Origin of the sequence: Psychromarinibacter sp. S121 (genome assembly GCF_049801035.1) — a bacterium.
Lineage (GTDB): Bacteria > Pseudomonadota > Alphaproteobacteria > Rhodobacterales > Rhodobacteraceae > Psychromarinibacter.
In genome coordinates, this window is record NZ_JBNAGE010000008.1 from 40424 (window position 1) to 56604 (window position 16181).

At 66.8% G+C, this 16181-nt stretch carries 13 protein-coding genes; 4 read left to right on the forward strand and 9 right to left on the reverse strand.

What is annotated here, in order from left to right; all coding sequences use genetic code 11:
* Positions 1–5 precede the first annotated feature (5 nt).
* From ACP156_RS23970 to ACP156_RS23980, 3 genes are all read right to left on the reverse strand, one after another.
* Entirely contained in the window at positions 6–911 is a 906-nt protein-coding gene (locus ACP156_RS23970) for an ABC transporter permease (protein WP_425053882.1), read from the reverse strand.
* Between the two features lie 6 nt (positions 912–917).
* The gene (locus ACP156_RS23975) at positions 918–1892 is read right to left on the reverse strand and encodes an ABC transporter permease (RefSeq protein ID WP_425053883.1); all 975 of its coding nucleotides are present in this window, start codon (positions 1890–1892) and stop codon (positions 918–920) included.
* A 76-nt stretch (positions 1893–1968) separates the two neighbouring features.
* Positions 1969–3564, reverse strand: coding sequence for an ABC transporter substrate-binding protein (locus ACP156_RS23980; protein ID WP_425053884.1), 1596 nt, complete (start codon positions 3562–3564; stop codon positions 1969–1971).
* A 216-nt stretch (positions 3565–3780) separates the two neighbouring features.
* Here ACP156_RS23980 and ACP156_RS23985 point away from each other — a divergent pair, with 216 nt between their 5' ends.
* Genes ACP156_RS23985 through ACP156_RS24000 form a run of 4 tightly spaced genes read left to right on the forward strand, consistent with a single transcriptional unit; the run spans position 3781 to position 9090 of the window.
* On the forward strand, positions 3781–4776 hold the full coding sequence (locus tag ACP156_RS23985) for an ABC transporter ATP-binding protein (protein WP_425053885.1): 996 nt from the start codon (positions 3781–3783) through the stop codon (positions 4774–4776).
* Positions 4776–5768, forward strand: a complete 993-nt coding sequence (locus tag ACP156_RS23990; protein ID WP_425053886.1) for an ABC transporter ATP-binding protein — start codon at positions 4776–4778, stop codon at positions 5766–5768. Before ACP156_RS23985 ends, ACP156_RS23990 begins: the two co-directional genes overlap by 1 nt.
* Before the next feature lie 28 nt (positions 5769–5796).
* Positions 5797–7086 (forward strand): NAD(P)/FAD-dependent oxidoreductase, encoded by a 1290-nt coding sequence (locus tag ACP156_RS23995; protein ID WP_425053887.1) that lies wholly within the window; start codon positions 5797–5799, stop codon positions 7084–7086.
* A 3-nt stretch (positions 7087–7089) separates the two neighbouring features.
* Positions 7090–9090, forward strand: a complete 2001-nt coding sequence (locus ACP156_RS24000; RefSeq protein WP_425053888.1) for an alpha/beta hydrolase domain-containing protein — start codon at positions 7090–7092, stop codon at positions 9088–9090.
* 8 nt (positions 9091–9098) lie between these two features.
* Here the strand turns inward: ACP156_RS24000 and ACP156_RS24005 are convergent, their stop codons facing one another.
* The 6 genes from ACP156_RS24005 to ACP156_RS24030 form a co-directional block, all read right to left on the reverse strand.
* Positions 9099–10562, reverse strand: coding sequence for an amidohydrolase family protein (locus tag ACP156_RS24005; protein WP_425053920.1), 1464 nt, complete (start codon positions 10560–10562; stop codon positions 9099–9101).
* Between the two features lie 85 nt (positions 10563–10647).
* Entirely contained in the window at positions 10648–12684 is a 2037-nt protein-coding gene (locus ACP156_RS24010; RefSeq protein WP_425053889.1) for an ATP-dependent helicase, read from the reverse strand.
* 80 nt (positions 12685–12764) lie between these two features.
* The gene (locus ACP156_RS24015) at positions 12765–13259 is read right to left on the reverse strand and encodes an RES family NAD+ phosphorylase (RefSeq protein WP_425053890.1); all 495 of its coding nucleotides are present in this window, start codon (positions 13257–13259) and stop codon (positions 12765–12767) included.
* A gap of 2 nt (positions 13260–13261) precedes the next feature.
* Positions 13262–13612, reverse strand: a complete 351-nt coding sequence (locus tag ACP156_RS24020) for a hypothetical protein (RefSeq protein ID WP_425053891.1) — start codon at positions 13610–13612, stop codon at positions 13262–13264.
* A 53-nt stretch (positions 13613–13665) separates the two neighbouring features.
* On the reverse strand, positions 13666–14739 hold the full coding sequence (locus ACP156_RS24025) for a ParB/RepB/Spo0J family partition protein (protein WP_425053892.1): 1074 nt from the start codon (positions 14737–14739) through the stop codon (positions 13666–13668).
* 1 nt (position 14740) lies between these two features.
* Positions 14741–16144, reverse strand: coding sequence for an AAA family ATPase (locus ACP156_RS24030; protein ID WP_425053893.1), 1404 nt, complete (start codon positions 16142–16144; stop codon positions 14741–14743).
* Between the last annotated feature and the right edge of the window lie 37 nt (positions 16145–16181).

Below are 16181 nucleotides of genomic sequence, written 5' to 3' on the forward strand. Positions count from 1 at the left end.
TCCCGTCATCGCAATTTCGGATCCAGCCTGTCGCGCAGCCAGTCGCCAAAGACGTTCAGGCTGACCAGCAGCACGATCAGCAGGGCAGAGGGAAATACCACCACCCACCATTCGCCGGCAAAAAGATAGCCATATCCGACCTTGATCAATGTCCCAAGCGAAGGCTGGCTGGACGGCATTCCGAAGCCGAGGAACGACAGCGTCGCCTCTGTCATGATGGCAAAGGCGATGTCCATCGTCGCCAGCACGAACACCGGGTTCAGCGAGTTCGGCAGGATGTGGCGGAACAGGATCGACATATGTTTCCGCCCCGCCAGCCGTGACGCCATCACGTAATTCTTGCCGCTTTCCGAGATCACCGCCGCCCGGACAAGGCGGGCAAAGTGCGGCCAGTGCGAAATGCCAAGCGCCAGCACCACGATATAGATCGCCGCGCTTTCCTGCTGCGACACCGGCAGCATCGCGCGGGCAAGGCCACCGATCAGCAGCGCCAGCAGCATCGCGGGGAAGGTGAACTGGATGTCCGCCGCCCGCATGATGATGGTTTCCAGCCAGCCCCGGAAATACCCCGACAGCAGACCCATAACCAAACCGATCAGGACAGAGATCGACACCGCCATCACGCCCACTTTCAGCGAGGTGCGGGTGCCGTAGATGATCAGCGACAACAGGTCCGCGCCCTGGCTGTCGGTGCCCAGCAGATACCGCGGATCGCCGCCCGGTTCCCACGACGGCGGCAGGTGGCTGGCGAACAGGTCCAGCGAGGCAAGGTCATACGGGTCCGTCGGCGCCACCAGCGGCGCGAAGACGGCACATAACACGATGAACGACAGCACGCACAGCGCGATCAGCGCGGCGGGTTTGCGGCTTAGGGCGCGGGCGTGGCCGCGCAGGGCTGCGGTCGGAGTCACGGGCCTTTATCCTTTCGCCAGTCGAACGCGCGGGTCGGACACCGCGTAAAGAAGGTCGACGATCAGGTTGATCACCGCGAACAGCAGCGCGATCAGCACAAGGAAGGTCGTGATGATCGGAATGTCGGACTCGGTAAGCGCCGACAGGAACATCGTGCCAAGGCCGGGCCACTGGAACACCTGCTCGACCACCACCGCGAACGCCACGAGATAGCCGATCTGGATGCCGCTGACGGTGATCACCGGCAGCAGCGTATTGCGCAAGGCGTGGCGGAAGTGGACGACGCGGTCCTTGATGCCGCGCGCGCGGGCGAACCGGATATAATCCATCCGCAGCACCTCCAGCATCTCGGCCCGCACCAGTCGCGCCACCAGCGCAACCTGGCTGATCGCCAGCGACAGCGCAGGCATGATCAGCGCCAGAAGCCCCGACTTGGTCAAAAGGCCCGTGGTCCAGAAACCAAGGTCCACCGTCTCGCCGCGTCCGAAGGATGGCAGCCAGCCAAGATGGACCGAAAACAGGAAGATCAGCAGGATGCCGATCACGAAGGTCGGCAGCGAAACACCAATGATAGAGCCTGTCATAAGCAGGCTTGCCCACCATTTCTCGCGCCAGATCGCCGCCACCACGCCCAGCGGAATGCCCAGCATCAGCGACAGGATCAGCGCCAGGATCGCCAGTTCCGCCGTCGCCGGGAACCGTTCCGCGATGATCTCGCCTGCCGGGCGCTGCTGTTTGTAGGACAAGCCAAAGTCGCCGTCCAAAGCGCGGTCGATGTACCGCACGTACCGCTGAACATAGCTGTCATCCAGCCCCAGTTCCTCGCGCAGTTCGGCGCGGGCCTCGTCGGTGGCTTCCAGCCCGAGGATCGCCGACACCGGGTCGCCGATGACGTTGCCAAGCTGGAACGCGATCAGGCTGACGACGAAGACGACAAGGAAGGCGTGGAACAGGCGCCGGGTCAAAAAGGCAAGCGACATGCGGGCGGTCTCTTTCTTGGGTCTGTGGCCCCGCCCGGTCGCGCCGGGCGAGGCCAGTGTTTGCCACGGGTAAGGATTACTCGCTGACCGTCACGTCTTTTAGCTGAACCGAGGTATCGGCCCGAACGTAGATGTCGACGTTGTCCTTCATCGCCCAGGTAATCGCCGGCTGGTGCAGATAAACGGCATGCACCGAGTCCTGCGCCATGCCGATCGCGGTGGCGTACAGCTCGTCGCGTTTCTCCAGATCGAAGGTCTGCGACAGCTCGTCGACCACGGCGTCAAGCTCGGGGTTGCTGAACAGCGCCCAGTTGTTCGCGCCCATGCCGTCGCCACGGGTATAGGCGATGGCGATCAGCGTGTCCTGCAGGTCGCCCGAGTTACCGGCGGCGCCGATCAGGTGGAACGAGCTGTCGGGCCCGTTGACCAGCATCTTGGCGAATTCCGGCCAGACCATGCCGTTCACGGTCACGTCGATGCCGATCCGCGCCAGAAGCTGCGCCGAGGCGCGGCAGATTTCCTCGGCGTTGACATAGCGCTCCAGCGGGCAGTTCAGCGTGGTCTTGAACCCGTCGGGATAGCCGGCTTCGGCCAGCAGCGCCTTGGCGCCCTCGACATCCACGGTCACCGGCTGCTCCATCTCGGGCGCATAGCCATAAAAGCCCGGCGCACCCGGAAGCGACACGGGGCTGGCGTGACCGCGCATGATGCGTTCGATGATGGCGTTCTGGTCGATCGCCATGCGGATCGCCTTGCGCACACGCACGTCCTTGAACGGGTTGGCGTCCAGCGGATTGCCGTCCTTGTCGAAGGTGGCCAGCGCAACGTCACGGGTGCCGTCCATCTCGATTTCCATGAACAGGCGCTGCGGCGTCTCTTCGATCTTGAAGCCCTCGGTGCCGGTCACCCGCTCGATATCCTGCAGCGGCAGGTTGGTGATCAGGTCGACTTCGCCCGACAGCAGCGCGGCCAGACGGGTCGGGTCGGACCCGATGGCGGTGTAGATCGCGCGGTCGACGTTGCCGGTGAACTCGCCCCACCAGTCCTCGTACTTGACGAAGGTGGTCTGCTCGCCCGGGATCTGCTCTTCCAGCATCATCGGGCCGGTGCCGTTGGCGTGGCGCAGGGAATAGGCCTCGGCGCTTTCCGAGCCCAGCTGCGGGATCTCGGTCACGCCATGCTCGGCGGCCCACGCCTCGGACATCACGAACAGGCGCGTCAGCTTGGCGGGCATCACCGCATCCGGCGCTGCGGTGATCATGTCGACGGTGGTGTCGTCGACGACGACCGCGTCGGTCACCTTGCCGAACATCGAGGAATACAGCTTCGAGGTCGACTGGCGCTTGATCGAGAACGCCACGTCTGCCGCCGTCATCGGGGTGCCGTCGTGGAAGGTGACGCCCTCGCGGATGGTCAGGCGCCAGGTCGAGTCGCCTACGTATTCCCAAGCGGTCGCAAGGCCGGGCACCAGCGACATGTCCGGGCCCAGCTCGACCAGCGTCTCGTAGGTCTGGCGCGCCAGCGCGGTCGTGACGAAGTCGTTCGTCGCGTGCGGATCAAAGGTCAGGGCGGTCGTCGTCCCGGCGTAATTCAGCGTCGCGGCCGGCGCGGCCATCGGCAGCGCCAGCGCGACGGCAAGCGCCGCGGCACGGGTGAAGGACTTGTTAAGCATCGCTGTCTCCTGTTGGCGAATTTGTTGTTCGTTGCGTCTGATCATCGCTAAAACGATCATTTGATCAAGCCTATTTACATTCATTCAGCCATGACGCAGTCTGAAACGGTGAAAAATTGATCGAATGCCGCGGGTGTGGTCACGATGACCGGGCCGAAAGGCGCAGAATCTAAAAGAGCGGATGCGATGAACGCGCAAGGCAGCGAAGACTACCGCATGGCGACAGACAGACTCCCGACGGCAGCGCCCGTCCTTTCGGTGCGCAACCTGTCCGTCGAATTGCGCCGCGACGGCAAGACCACCCCCATCGTCCAGGACATTTCCTATGACCTGCGCGCGGGCGAAATCCTTGGCATGGTCGGCGAATCGGGGGCGGGCAAATCGATGTCCGGCAACGCGGTCACCGGCCTGCTGCGCCCGCCGCTGCACGTCTCGGCCGAATCGGTGACGCTGGACGGCACCCGCATCGACACCCTGTCCCAGACCCGGATGACCGACCTGCGCGGACGCCGGATCGCGATGATCTTCCAGGACCCCCTGACCTCGCTGAACCCGGTGTTCACCATCGGCGACCAACTGGTCGAGACCATCGTGCGCCACACCGCCCTGCGTGGCCGCGCCGCCCGCGACCGCGCGCGCGAGCTTCTGGAACAGGTCGGCATCCCCGGCGCCAGGGACCGGCTGGACAGCTACCCCCACGAATTCTCCGGCGGCATGCGGCAGCGCGTGGTGATCGCCCTTGCCCTCGCCGGCGACCCCGACGTGCTGTACGCGGACGAGCCGACAACGGCGCTGGACGTCTCTATTCAAGCGCAAATCATCGCCCTGTTCCGCCGGCTCTGCCGTGAACGCGGGCTGGCCGCCGTCCTTGTCACGCACGATATGGGTGTGATCGCGCAGGCCACCGACCGCGTCGCCGTGATGTACGCGGGCCGCATCGTCGAGACCGGCCCGACCCGCGACGTGCTGAAAGCCCCGCGCCACCCCTACACCTCGGCCCTGATGCGCTCGATCCCCGAGATCGGCCGCCGCCAGCATCGCCTGCCCCAGCTGTCCGGCGCGATGCCGCGCCCGGGCGCCCTGCCCCCCGGCTGCTCGTTCTCGGACCGCTGCCCCCGCGCGACCGACGCCTGCCGCCTCGCCGTGCCCGAGATGACCGGCGCGACGACCCACCCGGCGGCCTGCCTCCACCCCCTCGACGGAGACGCGTAATGTCCGACCAACAGATGCTGCTCGAAGCGAACGGCCTGGGACAGGTCTATGGCCGCAGCGCCTCGATCATCCAGAAGGCCCTGCGCATCGAACCCCGCCGCGTCGCCGCCGTGCGCGGCGTCGATTTCCGCCTGCGTCCCGGCGAAACGCTTGCGCTGGTGGGCGAGTCCGGCTGCGGCAAGTCCACCGTCGCCCGCTGCGTCTCGGGGCTCGAAATCCCGACCGACGGCACGGTGCGCTACGCCGGCGAGTCGATGGAGGCGATCGCCCGCATGGGCCTGCCCGCCCGCCGTGACGTGCAGATGGTGTTTCAGGATCCCTACTCTTCGCTCAACGGTCGCTGGACGGTGGGCCGCAGCATCGCGGAACCGATCCGCGTGCTGGGAATCGAGACTAAGACGGCGCGTCTGAACGAAATGGTCGCCGATCTTCTGACGCAGGTCGGCCTGTCGCCCGAAGATGCCGACAAGTACCCGCACGAATTTTCCGGCGGCCAGCGCCAGCGGATCGCCATCGCCCGCGCCCTGTCCACCAAGCCCAAGGTGATCATCTGCGACGAGCCCACGTCGGCGCTGGACGTCTCGGTTCAGGCGCAGATCCTGAACATGATGAAGGACCTTCAGGACGAATTCGGGCTGGCCTACCTGTTCATCACCCACGATCTTGGCGTCGTCGACCACATGGCCGACCGCGTGGCCGTCATGTACCTTGGCCGCATCGTCGAGATCGGCACCCGTGACGAGATCTTCGCGGCCCCCCGCCACCCCTACACCAAGATGCTGATGGAGGCGGTGCCAAGCCTCGACATCGACGCCGCCGAGACGCCGCCGCCGCTGGGCGAACTGCCGGACCCGGCAAACCCTCCCTCCGGCTGCCCCTTCCGCACCCGCTGCCCCCACGCCGAGACCCGCTGCGCCGAAGCGCTGCCGGAACTCGAAAGGCTGGACGGTCGCCGCGTTGCCTGCCTGCGGGCCGGCGAACTGGCGCTTTGACCGCCGCATCAATCCCGGACATGCCCGAATGACCCTACCCGACCCCCAGGACACCCTCTGGCGCCGCACCGCACGCGGCGCATTCACCGGCGACGCCGCCTTGCCCGACACCGTTGACGTGCTGGTCATCGGCGGCGGCTTCACCGGCCTGACCGCCGCCCGCGAACTGGCGATGGCGGGTCACAGCGTTGCGGTGGCCGAGGCGTCGCAGCTTGGCGAAGGGGCCAGCGGCCAGAACGCCGGGTTCGTGGTGCCGAACTTCGCGCTGATGGACCCGAAGGCGGTGATCGCCAAGCTGGGCGAGGACAAGGGCGGCGCGCTTCTCGACCTCGTGTCGACCGGTGCCGACGCCGTGTTCGAAACGGCGCGTGCCGAGGGCATCGCTTGCGACGCCGCGCAGACCGGCTGGCTGAACCCCGCCGCGACAGAAGCAGACGCCGAGATGCTGCGCGCCCGTGCCGACACATGGCGCCAGCGCGGTCGCCCGGTGCGGTTCCTGTCCGCCGACCAGATCGCACAACAGACCGGAATGAGGCTCTATAAAGGCGCTTTGCTGGACGACAGCGGCGGCACGATCCACCCGCTCGACTACCTCTTCGGCCTTGCCAATGCCGTTCGCCGCCATGGCGGCACCGTTCACGAAGGCGCGCCGGTCAAAAGCCTGGCGCAGTCCGGCGACGGCTGGACCGCCACCGTGAACGGCAACCGGATTCGCGCGGGCAAGGTTCTGCTGTGCACCAACGCTTTCACCACCGGCGCCGCCGGTCGGCTTGGCCGCACCACCGTTCCGCTGCGCGTCTACCAGATCGCCACCGCGCCGCTTGACGCTGACACCGTCGCGCGCATCGCCCCGGACCGCCGCCCAGTGGGCGACACCCGCAAGAACCTGTTCACCTACCGCCTCGACCGCGACAACCGCCTGATCTCGGGCGGCATGGCGGCCGTGCCGCTGGGCGCAAAAGCGCGACTTGGCCGCGTCATCTCGGAACGGCTGGCGCAGGAACTGTCCCTGCCGAATATCCCCAGAACCGAGGTCGTCTGGACCGGCGTCGCCGCCCTGACCCCCGATTTCCTGCCCCGGATCTACAGTTTCGGCCCCGGCGCGTTCGGCGGCATCGGCTGCAACGGGCGCGGCATCGCCATGACGGCGCAACTGGGCCGCACCCTCGCCCGCGCCGCGATGGGCGAACCCGCAGATACCCTGCCCGTGCCCTTGCGCGACGCCCGGCGAATCCCGTTTCATGCGCTGACGCCGCTCGCCGCCTCTGCCGGGCTGATCAAGGCCCGGCTTACCGACGCCCTGTCCGCAAAGTCCTGACCCATGACCGACCTGCTGAAGCTCGACATCGCCACCGACACCCCCTTTGCCGGCGGTGCGTCCTTCGGTGACACCGGCCCATACCGCCTGATCACTGGCCGCGCCCTTCTGGCGATCCGGCCCGACGAGATAGGCGCCGATGGCATCTACCACGCCGACCGGATCGAGACCGACGCGCAGGGCCGCATCCGGGCCGAGGCCGACGTGTTCCTGATGACCCCCGCCGACCCCGCCAAAGGCAACGGCACCCTGCTGTTCGAGTTCATCAATCGCGGCAACAAGCGCGCGCTTCAGTTCTTCAACATGGGCGCGCCCGGCAACACCCCCCGCACCGCCGCCGACGCCGGGGACGGTTGGCTGATGGCTCAGGGCTATACCCTTTGCGTCGTGGCGTGGCAGGGCGACGTGCTGCGCGGCGACGGTCGGATGACCTGCCGCCTGCCCGGCTACACCGACGACACCCCCACCCGCATCGCCGCCGAATTCATCGTCGAGGACGAAAAGACCCGCTTTCTGCCGCTGTCCACCAAGACCGGCACCCGCAGCTATCCGGCGGCAAAAACAGACACTAAACAAGCGAAACTTACCCGACGCCGCTTTCCCGACGCCCCCCGCGAAACGATCGCCCCTGACGCATGGGCGTTCGAGCGGATCGACGGCGACGCCTCTGGCCTCGGCGCGGGCGACGTGATGGCGGCGGAACAGGCCATCGTCCCCTGCCCCTCGCATATCCACCTGTTCGACGGCTTCCGCCCCGGCTGGATTCACGAACTGGAATACGACGCCACCGGTGCCATCGCGCTGGACATGGGCTTTGTGCTGGCCGCCGAAACCGTCGCCTTCCTGCGCCACGCCACCACCGGCAACCCTCTGGCCGGCGCGATCCGCCACACCATCGGCTGGGGCCGCTCGCAATCCGGCCGCGCGATCCGAGATTTCCTCTGGCGGGGCTTCAACGCCGACCACGCGGGCCGCCCGGTGTTCGACGGAATGCTTCCGCATATCTCGGGCGCGGGCAAAACCAACATGAACCGGTTCACCAACCTCGTCGTCGCCGCCTCGCGGCAGTACGAGGATCAGCAGAACCCGTCGGACCAGTTCCCGTTCTCCTATGCCGAGACGACCGACCACATCACAGGCCGCACCGACGCCATCCTGAAGCACCCCGAAACCGACCCGAAGGTGATCCACACCCACACCGGCTCGGAATACTGGTATCGCCGTGGCTCGCTGGTGCACACCGATACGCAGGGCAACGACCTGCCGCAGCCCGACGGCGTCCGCGTCTACACGTGGTCCAGTTCGCAGCACTGGGCCGACACCCGCGTCGCCAAACCGGTGAAGGGCCCCTGCCGCGAGTTCTTCAACAACGTCTACACCGCGCCCTTCTTCCCCGCGACGCTGACCCTGATGCGGAACTGGATCGCCAAGGACACCGCCCCGCCGCCGTCGCGCATCCCCACCGTCGCGGATGGCTCGCTGGTGACGGCGAAGGCCTACCGGGACAGCTTTCCGCAGATCCCCGGCACCCTGCTTCCGGCGGACGCCAACGCCCTGCCCTTCACCGACTACGGCGCGGGCTACGCCACCGGCGACGCCGTCAGCCACCCGCCGAAGCGCGGCGCCGACAGCTACGCCGTCCTCGTCCCCGCTCCCGACGCACTGGGCAACGACCGGGGCGGACTGGCCGCGCCGATGGTCTGCGCCCCGCTTGGCAGCTACACGGGCTGGAACCTCCGCGACCGGGGCCACGGGCATGGTATGATTTTCTCGTTCATGGGGGCTTACATCCCGCTGCCCGAAACGGCGGAAGAGGCCGCGCTGACCGGCGACCCCAGACCGCCGATCCCGCAGCTGTACCCCGATCCGGAAAGCTATACCGCCGCGATCCTGCAAGCGACCGACCAGCTTATCGCGGACGGGTTCCTGCTGCCCCCGGCCCGGCCGATCTATGAGACGCTATCGCGCAACTATGGCGCGTCGCTGCATCATCACCGTCTCTAAACCGCGCTTTAGCGGATCAATTCCGGGAACCCGGCCTCGTCCACTAGTCGGAACGCGCGCTCGGCGATCTCGTCCTGCAACGCGTCCAGTTCCGGCTCGTTCACCAATCTGCCGCCCTGCTTGCGGATCTTCCCCGCGATCATCACCGTATCGACGTTGTTGCAGTTCGCGAACGCGACCACCGTATCCAGCGGGCTGATCGCCGGGGCAAGGTTCATGTCCCGCCGCCGCAGCATCACGATGTCCGCCTGCTTGCCCGGCGTCAAAGACCCGACCTTGTGATCCAGCCCCATCACCGCGGCGTTGTTCAGCGTCGCCCACCGCAGCGCGTCCAGCGTCTTTACGCTGGTCACGTCGAACACGCTGCCGCCGGTCCCGATCGTCTTCAGGTTCCCCGGCTGCCCCGCCGCCTCGCGGGCCTCGTCGTTCGCCCGCTGCTGCGCGATGTTGTCGTACAGACGCTGCACCTGAAGGCTCAGCCGCATCGTCTCGAACATATTCCCGACGAAACACATCTCGCCATCGTTCCCGATGCTCGGACGCCCCCCGGCAGCGGCCACCCGAGACACCAGCGGGGGCCGTCCGTGCCCCCGGATCTCGGCCGGCGGAGTCGCCGTGATCGTCGCGCCATGCTCCACCAGCACCCGGATCTCCGCGTCGTCGATGTAGTTCCCGTGCACCGCGTTGTGCTTCGGCGGGATCAGCCCCTCGGCCGCCAGCGTCTTGTACCCGCCCGCCACCATCCGGTTGCCGCGCCCCCAGATATGCGCGCTGGACACCACGTCCAGTTCCCGCGCCAAAGCGAAGTCCTGCCGGCAGACCTCCATCGTCGAGTAATCCGGCCCAAGGATGCACAGCGCCAGCCCAAGCAGGTCGTCCGCCGCCAGCGCGCCGCTTCGGATGCGCTCGACCTCGGCACGCGGATGCGGCACCTCCGAGAAATGCGGCTCGCCCGGCTTCGGCTCGGGCTTCAGCGTGCCATGCCCGAACACGCCGCGGATACCGGCCTTCAGCAGACCGTCGATTGCGGCGTCGGTATGCTCGGGCGTCCGCGTGTTGTGGCACCATTCGAAATGCGTGGTGGTGCCGCCATCGATCTGCGCCAGCGCGCCGAACCGCAACGCAACGTGCAGATCCTCGGGCGTGTACAGCGGCGCCAGCCCGCCCTGCAGGTACTTGTAGTAATCCGAGCCGACGAAATCGCCGCCGACGCCCCGCAGGATCGTGTGCCACAGGTGGTTGTGCGCGTTGACCAGCCCGGGAATGACGATCATGTGCCGCGCGTCGATCTCTTCGGCATCGTCCACATCCAGACGGGGCGCAACCGCCACGATGCGGTCATCCTCGATCAGGATATCGCCCTTCGGCAGCGTCCCGATCTCGTCGTCCATGGAAACGATGGCTGCCGATCTGATGACGCGTCGCATGATGTGTAAAATCCCTGTTCCGTGCCCTGCGCCACCCACGCCCATACCGGGCCAGACGTTCCGCAAGTTACGAGAACGTCTGACATATCATTTGATCAAAGGCAATGGAGGCGGCTGCCAGACCCCCGCTTCAGCCCCACATCTCGCGCATCTGCGCCGCGACGTCGATCCGCGCGGGCGCCGGGGTCGGCGCGCCCCCTGCCCCCTCGGGCCGCCATGCGAAGGCATCGAACCGGCCAAGGATCTCTTTCGGGATGAACCGGGTCCGGATCGCGTACAGGTGCCGGTCGCCGTTCCGCGTCTGCTGGGTGACATGGAACCGCAGCGGCACCGTCAGCGAAAGACTGTCCTTCGCGCGCGTCATGCCCACGTACAGCAACCGCCGTTCTTCCTCGATCTCGTCCGTGGTGCCGGTGCCAAGGTCGGACGGAATGCAGCCGTCGACCACGTTCAGCACGTGCACCGACTTCCACTCCTGCCCCTTGGCGGAATGGATCGTCGACAGGATCAGGTAATCCTCGTCCTGCAACGGCACGCCGGCCTGCGCGCTGGTCGCCTCGGGCGGGTCCAGCGTCAGTTCGGTCAGGAACCGCTCGCGGCTGGGATAGCCCGCCGCGATGGCCTCTAGCTGCAACAGGTCGCCCCTGCGCGACTCGGCGTCCTCGTGCAGCCGCTCGAGATGCGGATCGTACCACGCCCGCGCCCGCCCGATGGCCTCGGGCCAGCCCTTCAGCCCGCACAGCGTCTCGACCAGACCGGGCCAGTCGGCGGCGGCGCGCGGCGGCGGCTCGACGGCCTCCAGACCCGCCAGCGGATCGGGAGCGATGTCGATGGCGTCCAACACCCTGCCTGCCGCCACCGGCCCAACGCCGGGGATCAGCTGCAACACGCGGAACCCCGACACCCGGTCACGCGGGTTCTGGGCAAAGCGCAGCATCGCCAGCATGTCCTTCACATGCGCGGAATCAAGAAACTTCAGCCCGCCGAACTTCACGAACGGCACGTTGCGCCGGGTCAGTTCCACCTCCAGCGGGCCGGAATGGCTCGAGGTGCGGAACAGCACCGCCTGATCCTTCAGCCGCATCCCCTCTTCCCGCGCCGCCAGCACCCGGTCGGCCACATAGCGCGCCTGATCCGCCTCGTTGGCTACAGTTACTAACTTGGGCTTTTCGGCGCTGTCGCGGTCACTCCACAGGTCTTTGGTGAACCGCTCCCGCGCCTGTCCGATGACTGCGTTCGCCGCCTCGAGGATCGGTTTCGTCGACCGGTAATTCCGGTCCAGCGTGACCACGTCCGCCGCAGGCTGGAACGACTGCGGAAAATCAAGGATGTTGCGCACGGTCGCGGCCCGGAAGGCATAGATCGACTGCGCGTCGTCGCCCACCACCGTCAGCCCCCGCCCGTCCGGTTTCAGCGCCATCAGGATACGCGACTGTAGCTTGTTGGTGTCCTGGTATTCGTCGATCAGCACGTGATCCCACTGACCGCCGATATGCGCGGCGAACGCCTCGTCCGACATCACCTGCGCCCAGGCCAGCAGCAGGTCGTCATAGTCCAGCACGTTCTGTTCCTGCTTGGCGCGCACATAGTTGCCGAACAGCTGCTTCAGCTGCGCCTCCCACGCATTGCACCACGGGAAATGCCGGGTCAGCACCTCGGCCAGCGGTTCTTCGGCGTTCACGGCGCGGGAATAGATCGACAGGCACGTACCTTTCGCCGGAAACCGGGTTTCCGTCTGCGACAGGCCCAGACCGTGACGGCACAGGTTCATCAGGTCGGCGCTGTCCTCGCGGTCGTGAATGGTGAAATCCGGCGCCAGCCCGATGCCTTCCGCGTTCTCGCGCAGGATCCGCGCCCCGATCCCGTGGAACGTCCCCGCCCATGTCAGCGCCTCGGCCGCGTACCCGCTGCCCATCGCCGCGCCCGTGATCCGCTCCACCCGCCGCGTCAGTTCCGTCGCCGCGCGCCGTGAAAAGGTCATCAGCAAGATCCGCCGGGGATCGGCGCCATTCACCAGCAGATGCGCCACCCTGTGCGCCAGCGTGTTGGTCTTGCCCGACCCCGCCCCCGCGATCACCAGCAACGCCGGGGGCACACCGTCGCCCACGCCATGCGTCACCGCCGCCCGCTGATTGTCGTTCAGCTTGTCGAGATAGGCCGTGTCCATGCCCCCTGCCCCGCTTTTCCTGGCCCGCTTGTTCTTGGTTTGATCCAAGCTAGCAGAGCAGGAACGGAATGGGAACAGATTTACCCCAGCCGCCCGTCATCGTCGACCAGTTCAAGCGACGCCGCCGTCCCCTGCCCCCAGCCCCACAGCACCACGTTTGCACTGTCCGCCCGCGCCCCTCGGGCAAAGCTGCGCACGACCATGCCACAGTGCCCCTGCCCTATCAGCGTCTCGGCCAGATCCTGCGTCGGCACCCGCTCGCCCCGGTGCATCCGCAACCGCCATGCCGGGTCGCCAAGATTGTCGGGGGCAAACCCGACCGACGCCAATGCACCGGCGTCTCGCGCGTCGAACAGCCCCGAGATGTCGGCGCGAAACTCTACGATGACCGAGGGCTGAAACGCCCCGCCCCGCGCAATCTCATAGCGCAATGTCTCGAAGTCGCGGGCAAGGTACAAAGCCGCCCTGCCCTGCCGGTTGAACCGCCCGCCGAACCGCCGCGCGCCCTCGCCCGACAAGGGCTCGCGCGCGTAATACGGGTGCAGCGCCCGGAACAGCGGCCCGCGATAGTCCATCGTCAGGCGAACACGCCCGCATCGACCGACAGGATCCAGTCGCGCACCCAGTCGGCGTGGCCGTCCTGCACAAGGTCCATCGCCGTCATGCCGTCGAACCCGTCCAGCGGTTCGGACCGATACCACGCATAGGCAATCGCCTCGCCGCCGACGCGGGGCGCCATCATGTTCACGATCTCCAGCATTTCGCGAAGACGCCGCTGCGTGCGCGCCGACTTCACCCGCTCGCGCCGGGATACCGCATCGCGGCCAAGCCCCACCGTCCGCGCGATCTCGTCCCGCGTGGTCAGCAGCGCCGCCGCGATGCGTTCGGGCTGGAACAGCCCGTCGGACTGATAATCGACGATGGACATGGGCAAGGCCTCCATTCACACAGAATGACACATAATGCGTCAGCCCGCGTGAATCAACGGTCCAGCAGCCGCTCCAGTTCCGCCATGGCGACCTGCACCAACTCGCGGTCCACCCGCTTGCCCCGCAGCCGGATCATCCACCCGCGCGAGTCTTCCTCGGCCTGCAACGTCAGCCCGGTCGACAGTTCCTTGACCGGCCCCGTCTTCACCGCCTTCGGCCGCCCGCCCCGCTTTGGGTCCGCCTTCAGCTCGATGCCCGCCAGCGCCGACCCGATCATCTCGGCTTCCTCCGCCGGGGTCTCGGGCGTCCGCTCGGCCAGCGCATCGCGCAGCCGTTCCTCGGCCCCCTCACGCAGCGCCGCCGCCAGCCGAAGCCCGTCCTTCTCTTTCAGCATCTCGGGGAAGGTCAGCATGTCGCCCAGTTCCTCGAAAATCAAAGCGAAGGACCGGATCTTCGACCGCTTCGCCTTGGACGCCGCCGGGAACAGCGCGTTCACCGCCGCCTCGGTCGTCTCGAAGGCGCCCTGATGAACGGCGATGACGGATATCCGGCCCCGCTCGAAATGCGACAGCGAGGCGCGGATCTCGTTCTCTTCGATCATCGCGGCAAAGGTGCCGCCCATCGCTTCGGGGTCGCGGATCACGGCCTTGATGGTGCGGTACTTGTCCATCTCGGTCATCGCGAACAGGTCGCGATAGGCCATCAGCCGGCGGTAGCCCGACAGCAGCCCGTACTCGGTCCCCAGCCGCTCGTTCGGCCGCACGAACACCTCGATGGGCAGCCGCAGCCCGCCCTTGGTGATCGAGGCCTTTAGCTCCTGCATCTCCTCCGCGTCCAACACCACCCGGTCCCGCACCAGCGCATCCGCGTCGATGGTCTCGATGGGCAGCTCCAGCATGACCAGCCCCCGGCCCTCGGCGTCGCGCAACCGCTCGGCGTCGGCCTTGTGCTTCGCCGCCTCGGCCCGCTCCTCGGGCCCGCGCGGGTCATGCAGCCCGGCGCTTTCCGCCGCCACCTGCGCAATCGGAGCCGCCATCGGCCCCCGTCCGGGCGTGGCGCTGAACTCCTGCTCCAGCTTGCTCAGATCCTCGGCCGAGGGTGCTTCCAGCTTTCTCCGCTTCGCCATCTCACACGGCCTCCTTCTCGGCCTCGGCCATCTGGGCATCGCGCCACCACGTGCCAAGGATCACTTCCTTCACCTCTGCCCAGGTCCGGTCAAAGGTCTCTCGCCCGCGGACATAGGTGTCCCGGTTGAAGTCGCGATAGTCCGTCTCATAGATGCCGCTGACCTGCTCGCCGGCCTGCCCGACCATCGCGGTGACTTCCTGCCGGTAGGTGGTCATGAAGTCTCCGAAATAGGCCTGGATCACGTTCGCCAGATCCGTCTGCTGCCCCGCATCGAACCGCGTGATCAGCGCCCGCACGGCATCCCACTCGAACCGCATCTCGGGCAGCCCCCCCTGCCGCCGCGCCCGGTTCTCGCCCTCTTCGATCGACGCGAAGGTCGAGTAGATCATGTCGAAAAACCTGCCGGTGCTGTCGAACTCCAGAAACGAGGCCCCCAGCGGAACCAGCAGGATATCCGCCGCCGACAGGGCGTTGATCGTCAGGTAGCCAAGAGCGGGCGGGGTATCGAGCAGGATGATGTCGTAGTCATCCAGCATCCCGCCCTCGTCCAGCGCGTTCAGCAGGGCGTCCCACAGGGGCCAGCCACGGGCCTGCATACGCCAGACGGGGACCTGGAATTCGGCCCAGTACAGGTTCAGCTGGGCGCCGATCAGGTCGATGTTGGGCCAGTGGGTCTTCTGGACGAGGTTTCGTGGCGAAACCGTTAAAGCCTCGTTAAGGGTTTCGTCGAACGGGATCGGAGGCTGGCCGCCTGCCTCGCGGATGCGGTTCTCTTCCTGGAGGTGCAGCGCATAGTCCCGCGCCAGCATCGGGAACACCGTCTGCCATTCGTCCTCGACCTTGCCGCCCATGATCGAGGTCATCGAGCCCTGGCTGTCGAGGTCGATCACCAAGACTTTGTAGCCGTCCAGAGCGGCGGACATCGCGAGATGCGCCGAGGTGCTGGTCTTGCCGACACCGCCCTTGAAGTTCGCCACCGCGACCACCTTCGCCGGCAGACCCTCGGGCCGCCATGCGCGGTACTCGCGATCCTTCGCGCCTTCCTCGGCGAAGTGGTCGCGCAGGATCAGGATCTCGTCCAGCGTGAACCACTTCGACCCGCCTTCGCCGTCGCCCTGGGGCAGGTCCGGGTTCTGCCGCAGCACCCGCCGAAGATGGGCCGGGTTCACCGGGATCAGGTATTTGCAGACTTCCCATGTCGAGAACTTCCGCAGCCGCTTTTCGCCATCCGGGGCATAGCCGCGCCGGGCGAGGTCGTCGCGGCCCCGCGTGGCGAAGGCCGCCGCCTTGGCGAAACGGGCCGTGTCGATCGGGTCGGCGAGCTTTTCTGCCGCGCGCTTCGGATCTATGTTGAAATAGGGGGGAAGGTCAGGTTTGCTCTGACTGCCGGGTTTCTGTGCCATCGTGCCTCGTCCATGTTCGCTGTTTGCCGCGATATCC